This is a genomic window from Bradyrhizobium sp. SZCCHNR1015, from assembly GCF_032489875.1.
Taxonomy (GTDB): domain Bacteria; phylum Pseudomonadota; class Alphaproteobacteria; order Rhizobiales; family Xanthobacteraceae; genus Bradyrhizobium.
This window is the reverse complement of record NZ_JAUEYW010000017.1, coordinates 115,862-131,116: the sequence shown is the minus strand read 5'-3', so window position 1 is coordinate 131,116 and position 15,255 is coordinate 115,862. Positions and strand designations below refer to the sequence as shown.

Here is a 15,255-nt window from a genome sequence, read left to right as displayed (position 1 = left end):
TTGCGATTTACGGCGTCAGCACCGCACGGCCGACCAGCTGACCCTTTTGCAGATCGTGCAAGGCATCGTTGGCCTTGGACAACGGCATCGGCGTCACCGGGATCGGGGCGATGTGCTTGGCGCGGACGAGATCGAGCAGCTCCTTGGTCTCGCGGAGATTACCGACATAGCTGCCCTGGATGGTGACCGCCTTGATCGGAATGAGTGGCAGCGCCCACGGCGCGCCGCCGCCGAACAGGCCGACGATGACGAGCTTGCCGCCCTTGGTCAGGCAATCGAAGCCGAGCTGCGCGGTGGCAGCATTGCCGACCAGGTCGATGACGGCGCGGATCGGCTCGCCTGCGGCCTTGTTCAGTTGCTCCAGCGCATCCGGCGCCTTGCCGTCGACCGCCGCCAGCGCCCCGGCCGCCAGCGCCGCCTCGCGCTTGCGCGCGTCGATGTCGACCACGATCGCGCCCTTGCCGCCCATGGCCTTCAACAGCGACAGCGCCATCAGCCCGAGGCCGCCGGCGCCGAAGATCACGATCGGCGTGTCGAAGTCCTTCTCGACCTTCTTGAGCGCGCTGTAGGTCGTGACGCCCGAGCAGGCGTAGGGCGCGGTCGTCACCGGATCGAGGCCCTTGAGGTCGATCAGGTGGCGCGGATGCGGCACGGTCATGTGGTCCGCATAGCCGCCGTCGCAATAGACGCCGAGCGAGGCCGGCTTCAGGCACATGTTCTCGTCACCGGCGAGACAGGTGGCGCACTTGCCGCAGCCGATCCAGGGATAGACCAGCACGACGTCGCCGGCCTTCAGCCCGCCCTTCTCCGCCTCGGTAACCTCCGGCCCGAACGCCACGATCTCACCGGCGCTCTCATGGCCCATGGTCCGCGGCAGCGACACGCCGCGATCCTTGAGCGAGAGCGGCTTGCGGCCGTGGCCGAGATCATAGCCGCCCTCCCAGATGTGCAGATCGCTGTGGCAGACGCCGGCTGCCTTCACCTTGATCAGCACCTGCTTGCCGAACGGCTGCGGCGTCGGCTCGTCGACCTCGGTCAGCGGCGCATTGAAATCGGTGACCTTGAAGCTCTTCATGCTTTCACTCCCGTCATCCGGTGCGGCCAGGACCGGACGGCGCATCGACGGGACGAGCGGCGCGGCTGCGCGCGGCAACGGCGCCTTTCGACCTCCTCCCGGCATGAGCGCGTCCGGCTGGTCCGGACTGTTCTTGCGATGTCGCGACATTGGCTGGAAACGCGTGGAGCGGCAAGGCTGCGCGCAGCATGTGCGGTCATGGCAGCCCTGCAGCGTTTTGCCTCAGCGAGCTCAAGGTTTTGCAGCGTCGCTGACGCCAGCCTCGCGCAGGATGTCCTCGGTGTGCTCTCCGAGGCTCGCGGCCCGGGGGCCGGCCGCAACTTTCGCCTCCGACATCCGGAACGGCAGGTTGACGACCTTGAAGTTGCCGGCTGCATCCTCCACATCGGCCAGCGCGCCGCGATGCGCGATCTGCGGATCAGCCAGCGCATCGGCCACGCTGCGGTAGGCCGAGCTGGGTACGCCGCCCGCGTTCAAGGCCTCCAGGCATTGGGCGACGTCGAGCCGGCGCGACCAGGCTTCGACGCCATCCATCAGCGCCCCCCAGTTTGCCCGCCGGTCGGAATATTTTGCGAATCTGGGATCATCGACCCAGTCCGGATGGCCGATCACGGTCATCAGGTTCTGGAAGGTCTTCTCGCTGGCGATGGCGATCATCACATAGCCGTCGCGACACTCCGCCGGGCCGAAGGTCGGCCGCGACGGCTGCGCGACGGGAAATTGCGACCATTGGATCTCGTTGAGCGTCAAGCTCAGCATCGATTCCAGCATCGAGCAGTCGATGTGCTGGCCGCGCCCGCTGCGCTCGCGCTGATACAGAGCGGAGGCGATGGCGCCGAACGCGTAGGTCCCGGTGACGACGTCGGCATGATAGATGCCGCAATAATCGGGCCGGCTGCGCCCCGGCTGGTAGGCGAGATGCGCCATGTCGTAGCCCGAAGCCGCATGGATCACCGGGGCATAGGCCGGGAGTTCCGCCGATGGGCCGGTCTGGCCGTAACCCGAGATCGAGCAGTAGATCAGCCGCGGGTTCAGCGCGCTCAAGGCCGCGTAGTCGAGCCCGAGCCGCTGCATCACGCCCGGGCGGAAGTTCTCGACCAGGATATCGGCCTCGGCGACCAGCCGACACACCGCGGCGACACCGTCGCGCGACTTGAGGTCGAGCACGACGCTCTTCTTGCCGACGTTGAGCTGACCGAAAGCGGTAGAGCAGCCATGACGCATCGGAGGCCGGGTGCGCATGGTTTCACCTTCGGCTGACTCGATCTTGATCACCTCCGCTCCCATATCGGCAAGCATGCGGGCACAGTGCGGGCCGGCGATGGTGGTCGAGAAGTCGAGGACGCGCAGTCCCTCGAAACATCCTGTCAAACGGCTCTCATCGTTTCCCACTAGACTCACCCTGGCAGCTCCCTGGTTTGAACTCTTCTCGCTTGGCACCGAGGCCGAAGCTCCGCTTTGCGGTCGCTGATTCACGAAGCGTAAGCCATCGATCGTCGTGCAGGTCGTTTCTAGATCGAACCATTCGATGTCGAAAGCGTTTGGCCTTTCGCCGCAATGCGGCAACGCTTTTCTTCATGACTGAATTTGGACCTTTTCTTGCATAGGACGAACATGGGGCTTGATCGAGGACATCTCTTGCGGGTTCTGTTCGTTACGACCGAAATGGACGATTTCGTCCGGGTGGGCGGACTGGCTGCCGTTTCGGCGGCGCTTCCCCGGGCACTGCGCTCACATACCGACGTCAGGATCATGCTGCCCGGCTACCGGGACGTGGTCGAGCAACTCACTTACATCGAGATCGTCGGCCACTGCGCGCCTCTGGCAGAGATGCCCGCCTGCGCACTGGGACGGTCGTCGACCCGCGACGGCCTGCCGGTCTACGTCCTGCTCTGCGACGAGCTTTATGACCGGCCGGGCAACCCCTACGGCGACGAGAACGGAGATGACTGGGCGGACAACGACATCCGCTTCGGCCGGCTCGCGGCCGCCGCCGCCGAGCTCGCGGCGGGCACGCTGGACAAGAACTGGGCAGCCGATCTGGTCCACGCCAATGATTGGCAGGCGGCATTGGTGCCGGCCTATCTGGCGTGGCGCGGGGTCGACGTGCCGTCGATCCTGACCATCCACAACCTCGCCTATCAGGGCCTGTTCCCGCGGGAGTCGCTGCGCCGGATCGGCGCTCCGGAATCCTCGTTCCACATCGACGGGCTGGAGTTCTACGACAAGCTGTCCTTTCTCAAGGGCGGACTGGTCTATGCGTCGCATCTCACCACGGTCAGCTCGACCTATGCCCAGGAGATCACGACGCCCGAGCTCGGCTGCGGGCTGGAGGGCCTGCTCCGGCAGCGTTCCAATGCCCATGAGCTGACCGGCATTCTCAACGGCATCGACGAGAGCTGGGATCCCCGCTACTGCCAGCAGCTGGCGCAGCCCTTCGCCGCGGGCGACTGGAAGGGCAAGAAGGCCAACGCCGACTACGTCCGCAAGCAGTTCGGCCTCGCCGTGTCGCGTGGTCCGATGTTCGGCATCGTCGCGCGCCTCGTGCATCAGAAGGGCATCGACCTGGTGCTGGAAGCCGCCGATGAGATCGTCGGCGCCGGGGGCCAGATCGTGGTCACCGGCACCGGCGAGCCGGCCATCGAGCGCGCGCTGATGGAGGCCCACCGCCGCCGGCCGGACGCGATCGGGGTCGCCATCGGATTCAACGATGCGCAGGCGCGGCGCATCTTCGCCGGCAGCGACTTCACCCTGATGCCGTCGCGCTTCGAGCCCTGCGGCCTGAGCCAGATGTATGCCCAGCGCTTCGGCTCGCTGCCGATCGGGCACCAGACCGGCGGCCTCGCCGAGACCATCACAGATGGCGAGACCGGATTCCTGTTCGAGAAGCCGTCAGCGGAATCCTTCCTCGGCGGGGTGAAGCGCGCGTTTTCGGCGTTCACCAGCACCGAACGGCTGAACGAGATGCGGCTTTCGGCGATGGCCCGCTCGTTCAGTTGGGACCTGTCGGCAGCCTGCTACAATGCGCTGTACCGGAAGATGCTGGCGTCTTAAGCCGAGACCGGCTGTCGTAGCCCGCATGAGCGGAGCGACATGCGGGATGATTTCAACGTTCGGAGCAGACCCCGGATATCGCTGCGCTCATCCGGGCTACGGCCAAATAACAAAAGCCCGGACATCGTCCGGGCTTTTTCTTGGGCGCTTGAAAGGTTGGCTTCTTACGCCGCGCGGACCGCTTCCAGGAAGCTGCCGACCTCTCGCTTGAGGCGGTTGGAATCTCCAGCCAGTGACTTGGCCGACGACAGCACCTCGGCGGAGGCCGAGCCGGTCTGCGAGGCGCCACGCTGCACGTCCGTGATGTTGGACGAGACCTGCTGGGTGCCGTGGGCGGCCTGCTGCACGTTGCGCGAGATTTCCTGCGTTGCCGCGCCCTGCTCTTCGACCGCCGCCGCGATCGCGGCACCGATCTCGGCGAGCCGCTCGATCGTCGAGCTGATCGCCTGGATCGAAGTCACCGATTCCTGCGTCGCGGCCTGCACGCCTGAGATCTGCTGTGAGATCTCCTCGGTCGCCTTCGCCGTCTGTTCGGCGAGCGCCTTCACCTCGGTCGCAACCACCGCGAAACCGCGGCCGGCATCGCCGGCCCGCGCCGCCTCGATGGTGGCGTTGAGTGCAAGGAGATTGGTCTGTCCGGCAATGCTGTTGATGAGCTCGACGACGTCGCCGATGCGGGCTGCGGCCTGCGACAAATCGGCGACGCGCCCATTGGTCTGGCGCACCTGCTGCACGGCGTCGCCGGCCATGCGCGCCGACGCCTGGACCTGACGGCTGATCTCGGTCACAGACGAGGACAGCTCCTCGGTGGCGGAGGCGACCGACTGGACGTTGGCGGACGCTTCCTCCGACGCAGCCGCCACCACCGTGCTGAGCTCCTGCGATCGGTTCGCCGTGTTGGTCAGCGTATCCGCCGAGGTTTCGAGCCCCGAGGCCGCCGACGACACGGTGTTGACGATGTCGGCAATCGTCAACTCGAAGTTGCGCGTCAGCGCATCCAGCCGCCGGGCCCGATCGATCTGCGCCTGCGCGTCGCGCTGCGCGGCCTCGTCCGAATCCTTCTTGGCGATCAGGGCGTCCTTGAAGATCTTGAGCGCGCGCGCCATCGCGCCGATCTCGTCCTGGCGGGACTCGTTCGGAATGTCGGCGCTCAGCTCGCCATTGGCGAGGCGCAGGGTCACGCCGGTCAGCCCGACCAGCGGGCCGATGACGCCACGGACGACGCCGAGCACCACCGCCACCGACACCAGCGCGACAACGAGCAGGATTCCGAGAGCGGTGAACAGGCGCAGCCGCGCGGCCTCGATCGACTGATCGATGGCCTGGTGCGCCGACGTCAGCGCCGCATCGCGCAGCACGATCACATTGTTCAGCATCGGCGTGGTCCAGCGGCCCCACTCCTCGGGGGTGACCGGCGAAGGTTGACCGTCGCGCGCCGCGGTGACGATCTGACGATAACGGCGCTCGCCGTCGCCCATCAGCGTCGAGCGGACATGTTCGAGCGCAGAGCTGACGTCCGGATTGTCGCGCACGCTGCGGGCCGCGAGCTCCATCTGCTGCCACAACAGGGTCACCTGCCCGCTCTGTTCGGTGACCTCGGCGAGGCGTGCCGGCGTCCAGTTCAGGCTCTGGATGAAGAAGCGAAGAACCGCGGAGCGCGCACCATTCACCGTCCGCATCGATTGCGACAGTTGCGCCAGTTGGCCCGACGGCAGCAGGTTCTCGACGTCGCCACCGACGCGCGACAGCTCGATTGCGGTCGCGTCGATCGCGGCATTCAATGACTCGGCGGCGCGGCCGAGGCCGTCGATCGTTGCCGCCTGGATGTTGGCCGGACGCTGCGCAAAGGGCAGCCCCACGGCACCGCGAGCCGCCGACCGGATACCGCGAAGGGTCTGCTCGGCGGCGTCGATGCTGCTGGTCGCCAACCCCGCCGCCTTGGCGGATGACTTGGCCTGGTTGAGCAGATCGTCGGTGCTCGCGATGGTCTTGTCGAGCTTGGCAGCATCGTCGGCCGAAGCGGGCGCCGGAGCAGCCAGCAGATTCCAGATATTCCGTTCGAGCGGGATCTGGGCGTTCACCTTCATCGCCAGCTCGAAAGCGTCAAGGACGCGTCGCGCCTGCTCGCGCTTGACTAGATCTCCCCACCCGCTCCATGCGAGCACGAATGCAAAGGCCATGGCGAAGAAACCGGTCAGCAGATTGCCGGCCAAGATCTTCCATTTGAGACTGATCGCCCCGGTCTCCGGCTTGATCGTCTCATTGTGCAGCACCGCGCGCTCGGACATTGCCTATTCCCAATCAAATACCGTTGCCCGGCCGGTCGCGCGCGTATCGGCTGATGCGCGCTTGCGCAGCGGCCCTTCGGCGACGTTCCCGCACGGTCGGCAGACAAGATTGCGGCGACCGCCGCGCCACAATGATTAAGAACGAATGACGACTAATCCCTTAAAACAAGTTGATCCATGCGGTATCGGAATGCCGAAATGCTGCACCATTAGGATCGGGTCAGCGCATTGGCCTGCTACTCGGCTGCCGCTGCAAGCTTGATCGAGGGATCGTGCAACACCACGCCGGCGAGCGGATCGTGCTCGCCCGACCAGGGCATGCGCTCCAGGACCGACTGCGTGTGCTGATAGCCCGCAGTCCAGCGTGCGATGATGCCCCGCTCGGTGAAATCGATATCCTTGGTATGGCTCTCGCGATCAAGCTGCGGAGCCAGCAGCCGGACGACATGCATCCGCGTCTGGCAGCCGTGACTGATGAGATCGCGGACCGCCGGATCGTTGCGGGTCGACTCGGGCAAATGGACCGCAAGCTGATTGATGATATGGCGCAGCCGATGCGTCTGCTGCTGGCGCGCGATATGGCTGGAGATCCGGCTCGAATACTGCACGTCTTTGTGGCGGTTGAACACCTCCGCCATGGTCGTCGGCTCGGCACCTTCGGGATTCCACAGATGCACGGCGAAGATCAGCGAGTCCTTTCGCGGATTGTCGTCGAACACGACTTCGGTCGGCGTGTTCGACAGGATGCCGCCGTCCCAATACAGTTCGCCATCGATGCGAACTGCCGGAAACGCGGGAGGCAGCGCGCCCGATGCCAGGATATGGCGGACATCGAGCACGTCGTCGCGACTGTCGAAATAGCGCATCCGGCTCGTCCTGACGTGCGCCGCCCCGACGGTGAGGCGTAGACCGCCATTGTTGAGACGATCGAAGTCGACGAGTTCCTGCAGCGTTTCCTGCAGCGGAGCGGTCGAGTAGTAGCCGGCCTGCTCGGCACCGAGCGGATAGGCCTCCCCGGCATGCGCCAGGGCGTTGGGACGGAAGAAGCCCGGAATCCCATGCGTCACGGTCGTCCAATAGGACAGCCGCTCGTTGAAATCCGGAAAGGCCGTGCGCACCGACCAGGCTGGCCGCCGGTGCATCCGCTTCCAGAACTCCCGCAGCCGCGTCATGCGCTCCTGCACCGGACTGCCCGCGATCAGGGCCGCATTGATGGCGCCGATCGAGGTGCCGATCACCCAGTCCGGCTCCAGGCCGGCCTCGTGCAGCGCCTGGTAGACGCCCGCCTGGTATGAACCGAGCGCACCACCGCCCTGCAGCACGAGAACCACCTGCCCAGGCAGCCTGCCACGATCGATCATCGCGTGCATCGTGTCGTCGACCTCGGCCATGTCTCCCTCCTGATACATTGTCCTGTTCGCAGTTCTCACGTCGCTGTTACATCGCCCGACCGTCAATGTGCGGTCCAACCACCATCGACCGGCAGGGCGACACCGGTGATCGATGCGGCGGCATCGCTGGCGAGAAAGACGGCGAGCGCGCCGATCTCCTCCACCGTTGCAAAGCGCTTGTTCGGCTGTTGCGCGAGCAGGACATCGCGGATGACCTGATCGCGGGAGATGCCGTGCGCCTTCGCCTGTCCGTCGATCTGCGCCTCGACCAGCGGCGTGTAGACGTAGCCTGGACAGATCGCATTGCAGGTGATGCCGATCTCGGCCGCCTCCAGCGCCGCGACCTTGGTGAGGCCAATTATGCCGTGCTTGGCAGCAACATAGGCCGATTTGAACGGAGAAGCGACGAGGCCATGCGCCGAGGCGATGTTGATGATGCGGCCGAAGCCATTCCGCCGCATCGACGGGAGCGCCAGCCGCATCGTGTGGAACGCCGACGAGAGGTTGATCGCGACGATGGCATTCCACTTGTCGACCGGAAACTCCTCCAATGGCGCGACATGCTGAATGCCGGCATTATTGACCAGTACGTCGATACGGTCGAACTCATGCAAGGTGTCGTTGATCATTTGCTCGATTGCCGCGGGCTGCATCATGTCGGCGGCGGCATAGCCGGTCCGCACACCGAACTCGGCTGCGATGTCCGACCGCATCCGTTCGATGTCCTCCGGCGCGCCAAAGCCGTTCAGCACCACATGTGCCCCCGCGCCGGCGAGCGCCCGCGCGATGCCGAGGCCGATACCGCTGGTCGAGCCCGTGATCACCGCCACCTTGCCGGACAACGGACGTAACGAGCGCGGGGTCGTCATCGTATCTGCAGCCATGGCTGTTCCTTCATCCGTTTCGAAGATTGCTCGAGGCGAGAACAAACTGCCGGGCTGCCGCGACGAATGGAAATGCCGTTTGGCTCGCCCCACGATACGGTTTCGCTATCGCGATCGTTGATGCGATGCGCGGTCTGCTAGGATATTGCATCCGGGACGTCGGCCCGGTCGAACGGAGCTCTCCCATGGAAATGCATCAGGTTCGGTATTTTCTTGCCGTTGCCCGGCTGCTGCACTTCACGCGCGCGGCCGAGGAATGCAACGTGACGCAGCCGTCGCTGACCCGTGCGATCAAGCAGCTCGAAGCCGAGCTCGGCGGCGATTTGTTCCGGCGTGAGCGGCCGGCCGCACAACTCACCGAGCTCGGCCAGCGCATGCATCCACTGCTGAAGCAATGCTACGAGGCTGCCGTCGGCGCGCGAACCCTGGCCTCGTCCTTCAAGAGCGGAGAGCTCGGCACGCTCCGGATCGCGCTCGCCGACTCGGTCGACCTTGCGCTGCTGATCCCGCTGCTCGATCAGCTGCAGCGCCAGTTCAACCAGCTCGAGCTCAGGTTTCTGCGCGGCAGCAGCCGCATGATCGCAGAGCATCTGAAGAACGGCGAAGCAGAGCTCGGCATCGCCTCGGAGATCGACGAGACCTGGGATCGGCTGGATGTCTGGCCTCTCTTCACGGAGGACTTCGCGCTCGCCGTGAGCAGCCGGCACCGGCTGGCGGGGCAGGACGCGATCACGATCGATGATCTCAGTGGCGACGCGCTGCTCTGCCGCAACTACTGCGAACATGCGGACAGGTTGCGCACGCTGCTCCGCGAGCGCGGCGTCGACCTCGGACGAACTCATGACGTCCACTCCGAACGCGACCTGATCGCGCTGATGGAAGCCGGAGTCGGCATCGGTGTGGTGCCGCAAACGACCGCGCTGCCGGAGACCCTGCATCGGGCCACCGTCGACGGACTCGACGTGCGGCGCACCGTGCATCTCTACGGCGTTGCCGGACGTGAACGCACGGCGGTTGCCTCGACCGTGATGCGCATGCTGCGCGGCAGGAACTGGCAGGAATGGCTCGGTCAGCTGTCCTGAGCTGCGGCCTGGCGAAGCGCTTCGACCAGATCGTCGATCTCCATCCGCTTGCGGAAATCAGGATCGACGAAGCGCGCCTTCACGAGGCCGTCACGCCCGACCACGAAGGCAGCCGGGATGGGCAACACCCAGCCGTCATTGCCGTGGAAGCTCGCCAGGTCCTGGTGCGCCAGCAGTTGCTGGATCTCACGACCAAGCCAGATCGCGAGGTTGAGCGACAAAGCATAGCCGTTGTCGAGATCCGTCAACACCGGGAAGGTGGCGCCGGCGTCCGACTTGAACTGCTGCGTGAACGCCTGGAGCTCCGGCATGATCGCGACGATCGCGCCGCCCGCGGCGTCGATGCGCGCCTGCGCCTTGATCACCGCGCGAACGTTGAGCCGGCAATAGGGACACCAATGGCCGCGGAAGAACATCACGGCGACCGGCCCCCGGACGAGGCAGGATTGCAGGCTCACCAGCCGGCCAGCCTCATCGGGCAAGACGAATGGCGGCATCGGCTCACCGGGCCGCGGCGCCGTCTCGCCGCCACCGTTTTCTCCGAGCCGCGCGACCAGGCGGTCGACGGCGGACGCATAGGCCGGAAAGATCTCGCGACCCGCAGCGGCATAGGCCTCGAGTTGCTGCCGCAAGGTGCCCTGCATTTCCCTGCATTGCAGGAAGGCCTGTCTGAGCCGCTCGGCATCCGCGGGTGAAAGCACTGTCATGAGCTGCTCCGGCGCGTTCGGGACCCCAACCATGATAGTTTCCCGGGCAAGCCGACCACAAGGGCGGCCTGCCCGGCCGCCGCGCTCAGGGCCGGTAGAAATTGCCGGTGGGATCGAGCATGCCGGACGCGGAATAGAGCTGCCCGTCGCTCATGAAGAAGACGGTGTTGTTCGGCACCTTCCTGGCGTGGCGCATCATGGCCCGATGATTGGCGTCGCCGGTAGCCATCGTCATCATGCTGGTCTTGCCGGCGCTGTAGACATAGGCCATGCCGGGCGCGAGATCGAGGCCGCCTTGCGCAATGGCTGCGGTGGCAGAGACCGCGACCACGGCCGCGGCAATCAAGGTCTTGGACAGGCGGGTCATGGATATCTCCTCCTCATGAATGCTGTCGCCCGTCATCGGGCATCCGCATTACAAGCGCGGCCTCTCCTGCTTGAGAAATGCCGTTGTCCAATCGCGAGGATAGCGCCCGCCTATCGATAGCGGCGGTCTATCGGCTCCAGAGAAAGGATGCATTTCCATCACGTGCTCTGCTCCCCGATGGTGCGCCCTGCGATGCCCGCTCGGCGCGGGCCGCTGTTCCATCAGAGGAGACAATGACATGTTGATGCAGATCGCAGCTACACGCGCGCGCCGCCTGAACGCTGCCTTCGTCCTGGCCCTTGCTACGACGGTGATCGCGGCGCCCGGCGCCCGCGCCGGCGAGTGTCCGGCCGACAAGATCAAGGCCGGCGTGCGCGAGAAGGCCGACGTCAAGGCGGTCGGCGTGTCCGACGTCACCCTTGGCGCGATCGATCTCGCCAAGCAGCCCGCCAATCTCAAGGACCGCGAGCTGCGCTTCCGCAGGCTGACCATCGCGCCCGGCGGCATCGTGCCGTGGCACAGCCACGACGATCGCCCGGCGCTGATCTTCGTTCAGCAGGGCGAGATCGTCGAATATGCCAGCAACTGCGCCGAGCCGATCCTGCACAAGGCCGGCGATCTGAGAGCCGAGGTGTTCGGCACGTCGCATTGGTGGAAGAACGACGGCAAGGAGACAGTCATCCTCTACGTCGGCGACGTTCGCAAGGATCCGCACGATCACAACATGTAGATCGCGTACCTCTGCCACCCGCCTTCGGATCGCCCCCTTCCAGGCCGGCGATCCGGATGCGGCCGCGTTGCGCTGTCGAGCCGAGGAGATGGCCATGACGGATATGTCCGCACGGTTACCGATTGGAGCCGGCCATGTGAATGCACGAACGGCGGCGCGGCGCGCGGTCCTGGTCGGCCTGCTCGCCTTTTTCAGCCTCGTCGACCTGTTCGCGGCGCAGGCGATGCTGCCGGTCCTCACGCGCTACTATCAGGTCAGCGCGGCCGAGATGGGGCTCGCCGTCAACGCCTGCACGCTGGGAATGGCGATCGCGAGCCTGGTCATCGGCCTGCTCAGCCCGCTGATCGATCGCCGGATCGGCATCGTTGCCAGCCTTGCCCTGCTCGCCGGCTTCACCGCACTGCTCGGCAGCGCGCCGGACCTCTCCATCTTCGCAGGCTTGCGCATCCTGCAGGGCCTTTGCATGGCCTCGGCGTTCGCCCTCACCCTGGCCTATCTCGGCGAGCAGTGCAGCGCCGGCGAAGCCGGCAGCGCCTTCGCGGCCTATATCACCGGCAACGTCGCCAGCAATCTGGTGGGGCGGCTGCTCTCGGCCGGTCTGACCGGGGCCCTCGGCCTCAAGCCGACCTTCTACGTCTTCGCCGCGCTCAATGTCTGCGGCGCCCTGCTCGCCGCATTCGCGGTCGGAGGCACGGCCATGCGTGCGGAGGGAGCGATGCGGCTGCGCGGCGGGGCCATCGCCGATCACCTGCGCGACCGCCGCCTGCGCGCGGCCTTCGGCGTCGGCTTCTGCGTCCTGTTCGCCTTCATCGGCGCCTTCACCTTCGTGAACTTCGTGCTGGTGCGGCCGCCGCTGTCACTCGGCATGATGGAGGTCGGACTGGTGTATTTCGTCTTCCTGCCGTCGATCGCCACCACGCTGCTGGCGGGCCGGATGGTCGCAAGGATTGGCACACAGGGCGCGATCGGGGGCGCACTCACGACCGCAGGCCTCGGCCTCGTCCTGATGCTGTCGTCACGGCTCGGGGCGGTGCTGGCCGGCATGGTGCTGGTCGGCGCCGGCACGTTCTTCGCCCAGGCGGTGACCACAGGCTTCGTCGGAAAGGCCGCCACGCACGATCAGGGTGTCGCCAGCGGACTCTACCTCGCCAGCTATTTCGCCGGCGGCATCGTCGGCACGGCCGTGCTCGGGCAGTTGTTCGACCGGTTCGGCTGGACGGCCTGCGTCGCAGGCATCGCCGCCGCGCTGGGGATCGCGGGATACCTGGCGCGCTGGTTGACGCCGCCGGACGCTCAGGACCGGCTCGGCGCCGGCTCGGGCTGAGACGGCGGGGCCTGCTCATCGTCGTCGGCGATGGCGCGCCAGGCCGCCCCTTCGAGATCCTCATACTGGCCGCTCTTCAGCGACCAGAGAAAGCCGACCAGGCCGGCCAGGCCGAGCGCCAGAGCGAGCGGGACGAGAATGATCATCACTTCCATGACGCGGCCTCCCCGGCCACCTTGCGGGCACGTAGCGCATTCAGCATGACGATGATCGAGGAGCCGGACATCGCGGCTGCCGCGATCAGCGGGGTGACGACGCCGCTGATCGCAAGCGGCACCGCCAGGACGTTGTAGCCGACTGCGAGCCATAGATTCTGCCGCATCAGATGCAGCGCCTTGCGCGCGTAGTCGATCGCGGCCAGCACCGGCGCCAGGGGACGACCGAGGAAGACGAGATCGGCGGTGGCCTGGCTCAGATGCGCGGCCGAGATCGGCGACATCGAGACGTGCGCGGCGGCGAGCGACGGCGCGTCGTTCATGCCGTCGCCGACCATCATGACCTTGACGCCCGCGCGCTTCAGCTCCTCGATAACAGCGATCTTGTCGGCCGGCGTGACGCCCGCGCGCCACGCGCTGATGCCGAGCGCCTTGGCGGCCGCGGCCACCGCCGCCTCGCGATCGCCCGAGAGGATCTCGACCTTGATGCCGCGCCGCTGCAGGCCGGCGACGATCTTGGCGGCGTCAGGGCGCAGGCCCTGGCGCACCGAGAACAGGTACCTGCTATCGCCGCGGCTGAACGCCACCACCGAGGCCTCAGGATCGACGCCCTTGGTCTGCGCAACCAGCGCCTCGGCGCCACAGAAGGCCGGACGTCCCAGCCTGATCTCGACGCCGTCGACGACGGCGCGGACACCCTGGCCCGGCTCCTCGACCGCGCCCATCAGAGGCGACCGCGCATTGGCGGCCTGGGCCACCGCCGCGGCCACCGGATGATGGCTCGACAGCGCGAGCTGGCCGGCCAGCGCGAACACATCTGCAGGAATGTCGGCGGCGTTGACGACCTCGAGCTCCGGCAGCGTCAAGGTGCCGGTCTTGTCGAAGATGACGTGATCGGCCTCGGCGAGGCGCTCGATCGCATCGCCCGCATTGAGCAGCACGCCGGACTTGAACATCGCGCCCGACGCCACCGTCTGCACGGTGGGAATCGCAAGCCCGAGGGCGCAGGGACAGGTGATGATCAGCACGGCAATGCCGGTGACGATGGCATCGTGCCAGCTCGCGCCCATCAGCACCCAGCCGAGCACGGTGAGCGCCGCTGTCGCGTGCACGACCGGCGCATAGAGCCGCGAGGCGCGGTCGGCGAGGCGCATGTAGCGCGAGCGCGCCTGCAGCGCGTTGTCGAGCAGGCGCGTGATCTCGGCGAGCAAGGTGCCCTCGGCGGCGGCGGAAACCCGGACACGCAGCGTGCCGGAAATGTTGAGCGAACCGGCATAGACGGCGGTCCCCTGCTCGGCAGGTACGTACAGCGTCTCGCCGGTGATCAGGCTCTGGTCGATCTCGGAGCGGCCCTCGACCACGACACCGTCGACGGCGCAGCGCTCGCCGGGCCGCAGCAGCACTAGATCGCCGGCGCGGACGGCGGCGACCGGCACCTCCGAAATCTCGTCGGGACCGATGAACTTGGTCGCGGTCTCCGCCTTCAGCGCGGCGAGATTGCCGGCGACCGCGCGGGTCCTCCGCCGCATGCTCTGGTCGAGATAGCGGCCGACCAGCAGAAAGGTCAGCAGCATGATCGCGGCGTCGAAATAGGCGTGCTCGGCGTGATGAAACGTCTCGACGATCGACATGCCCAAGGCCAGGATCACGCCGATGCAGATCGGCACATCCATGTTGACGTTGCCGGTCTTCAAGGCGCGCCAAGCCGAGCGGAAAAACGGCTGGCCGGCATAGGCCGCGGCCGGCAGCGCGATCACGGCCGACAGCCAGTGGAAGAAGTCGCGCTGCTCGGGCAGCATGTCGCTGCCGTTGCCCGACCACACCGGGATCGACAGCATCATCACGTTCATGGTCGCGAACGCGGCGACGCCGAGACAGCGCAGCAGGAAGCGCGATTCCTCCGCCTCGGTGGCCTCGGCGCTAGCCTTCTCGAACGGATAGGCCTTGTAGCCGAGCTCGGCGAGGCGGTCGATGAACCTGGCTGGATCGAGGGTGCCCTGCTTCCATTCCAGCGCGACGCGGCGGTCGGTGAGATTGACGCGCGCAAGCGTCACGTCGGGCAGCGCGGAGAGGCCGCGCTCGATCTTGGCCATGCAGCCGGCGCAGCTGACACCCTCGACCGCGAGGTCGATGTGCTTCAGGCCGGCGCCGAGATCCTTGACGTAATGGGAGAAGTCACGCGTCACATGCATGATCGG

Annotated in this window: 13 protein-coding genes; 4 read left to right on the top strand and 9 right to left on the bottom strand. The window is 66.4% G+C overall.

What is annotated here, in order from left to right; translation table 11 throughout:
* Nucleotides 1–7: 7 nt before the first annotated feature.
* Entirely contained in the window at nt 8–1,075 is a 1,068-nt protein-coding gene (locus QX128_RS27420) for an alcohol dehydrogenase (RefSeq protein ID WP_315802512.1), read from the bottom strand.
* A 231-nt stretch (nt 1,076–1,306) separates the two neighbouring features.
* Entirely contained in the window at nt 1,307–2,374 is a 1,068-nt protein-coding gene (locus tag QX128_RS27415; protein WP_410053189.1) for a CaiB/BaiF CoA transferase family protein, read from the bottom strand.
* A gap of 339 nt (nt 2,375–2,713) precedes the next feature.
* Between QX128_RS27415 and glgA the strand changes: the two genes are divergently transcribed.
* Nucleotides 2,714–4,129: a glycogen synthase GlgA gene (gene glgA / locus QX128_RS27410; RefSeq protein WP_316239033.1), complete on the top strand. Its 1,416-nt coding sequence runs from the start codon at nt 2,714–2,716 to the stop codon at nt 4,127–4,129.
* 164 nt (nt 4,130–4,293) lie between these two features.
* Here the strand turns inward: glgA and QX128_RS27405 are convergent, their stop codons facing one another.
* The 3 genes from QX128_RS27405 to QX128_RS27395 form a co-directional block, all read right to left on the bottom strand.
* Nucleotides 4,294–6,417: a HAMP domain-containing methyl-accepting chemotaxis protein gene (locus QX128_RS27405; protein ID WP_316239032.1), complete on the bottom strand. Its 2,124-nt coding sequence runs from the start codon at nt 6,415–6,417 to the stop codon at nt 4,294–4,296.
* Nucleotides 6,418–6,653: 236 nt separating this feature from the next.
* Complete coding sequence (locus tag QX128_RS27400) at nt 6,654–7,808, bottom strand: patatin-like phospholipase family protein (protein WP_316239031.1); 1,155 nt, start codon at nt 7,806–7,808, stop codon at nt 6,654–6,656.
* 62 nt (nt 7,809–7,870) lie between these two features.
* Nucleotides 7,871–8,692, bottom strand: coding sequence for a 3-hydroxybutyrate dehydrogenase (locus QX128_RS27395; protein WP_316239030.1), 822 nt, complete (start codon nt 8,690–8,692; stop codon nt 7,871–7,873).
* 185 nt (nt 8,693–8,877) lie between these two features.
* Here QX128_RS27395 and QX128_RS27390 point away from each other — a divergent pair, with 185 nt between their 5' ends.
* Entirely contained in the window at nt 8,878–9,774 is an 897-nt protein-coding gene (locus QX128_RS27390; protein WP_315802507.1) for a LysR family transcriptional regulator, read from the top strand.
* Here QX128_RS27390 and QX128_RS27385 read toward each other — a convergent pair.
* Both QX128_RS27385 and QX128_RS27380 read right to left on the bottom strand, forming a co-directional pair.
* The gene (locus tag QX128_RS27385) at nt 9,762–10,481 is read right to left on the bottom strand and encodes a peroxiredoxin-like family protein (RefSeq protein ID WP_316239029.1); all 720 of its coding nucleotides are present in this window, start codon (nt 10,479–10,481) and stop codon (nt 9,762–9,764) included. The genes QX128_RS27390 and QX128_RS27385 overlap by 13 nt on opposite strands.
* Before the next feature lie 85 nt (nt 10,482–10,566).
* Nucleotides 10,567–10,848, bottom strand: a complete 282-nt coding sequence (locus tag QX128_RS27380) for a hypothetical protein (RefSeq protein WP_316183496.1) — start codon at nt 10,846–10,848, stop codon at nt 10,567–10,569.
* Nucleotides 10,849–11,086: 238 nt separating this feature from the next.
* Here QX128_RS27380 and QX128_RS27375 point away from each other — a divergent pair, with 238 nt between their 5' ends.
* Nucleotides 11,087–11,578, top strand: a complete 492-nt coding sequence (locus QX128_RS27375; RefSeq protein ID WP_316239028.1) for a cupin domain-containing protein — start codon at nt 11,087–11,089, stop codon at nt 11,576–11,578.
* A gap of 94 nt (nt 11,579–11,672) precedes the next feature.
* Entirely contained in the window at nt 11,673–12,902 is a 1,230-nt protein-coding gene (locus tag QX128_RS27370) for an MFS transporter (RefSeq protein WP_316239027.1), read from the top strand.
* Here QX128_RS27370 and ccoS read toward each other — a convergent pair.
* A complete protein-coding gene (gene ccoS / locus QX128_RS27365) occupies nt 12,872–13,057 on the bottom strand; it encodes a cbb3-type cytochrome oxidase assembly protein CcoS (RefSeq protein WP_315802502.1) in 186 nt (61 codons plus the stop codon). The two genes, QX128_RS27370 and ccoS, sit on opposite strands and share 31 nt — an antisense overlap.
* Nucleotides 13,048–15,249 carry a cation-translocating P-type ATPase gene (locus QX128_RS27360; protein ID WP_316218367.1) on the bottom strand — a complete coding sequence of 734 codons (2,202 nt, stop codon included), beginning with the start codon at nt 15,247–15,249 and terminating at the stop codon, nt 13,048–13,050. The genes ccoS and QX128_RS27360 overlap by 10 nt, the downstream gene beginning before the upstream one ends.
* Between the last annotated feature and the right edge of the window lie 6 nt (nt 15,250–15,255).

Coding starts and splice junctions, on each gene's coding strand:
- QX128_RS27420 (WP_315802512.1), bottom strand. CDS start 1,075: ATGAAGAGCTTCAAGGTCACCGATTTCAATGCGCCGCTGACCGAGGTC.
- QX128_RS27415 (WP_410053189.1), bottom strand. CDS start 2,374: ATGCTTGCCGATATGGGAGCGGAGGTGATCAAGATCGAGTCAGCCGAA.
- QX128_RS27405 (WP_316239032.1), bottom strand. CDS start 6,417: ATGTCCGAGCGCGCGGTGCTGCACAATGAGACGATCAAGCCGGAGACC.
- QX128_RS27400 (WP_316239031.1), bottom strand. CDS start 7,808: ATGGCCGAGGTCGACGACACGATGCACGCGATGATCGATCGTGGCAGG.
- QX128_RS27395 (WP_316239030.1), bottom strand. CDS start 8,692: ATGGCTGCAGATACGATGACGACCCCGCGCTCGTTACGTCCGTTGTCC.
- QX128_RS27390 (WP_315802507.1), top strand. CDS start 8,878: ATGGAAATGCATCAGGTTCGGTATTTTCTTGCCGTTGCCCGGCTGCTG.
- QX128_RS27385 (WP_316239029.1), bottom strand. CDS start 10,481: ATGACAGTGCTTTCACCCGCGGATGCCGAGCGGCTCAGACAGGCCTTC.
- QX128_RS27380 (WP_316183496.1), bottom strand. CDS start 10,848: ATGACCCGCCTGTCCAAGACCTTGATTGCCGCGGCCGTGGTCGCGGTC.
- QX128_RS27375 (WP_316239028.1), top strand. CDS start 11,087: ATGTTGATGCAGATCGCAGCTACACGCGCGCGCCGCCTGAACGCTGCC.
- QX128_RS27370 (WP_316239027.1), top strand. CDS start 11,673: ATGACGGATATGTCCGCACGGTTACCGATTGGAGCCGGCCATGTGAAT.
- ccoS (WP_315802502.1), bottom strand. CDS start 13,057: ATGGAAGTGATGATCATTCTCGTCCCGCTCGCTCTGGCGCTCGGCCTG.
- QX128_RS27360 (WP_316218367.1), bottom strand. CDS start 15,249: ATGCATGTGACGCGTGACTTCTCCCATTACGTCAAGGATCTCGGCGCC.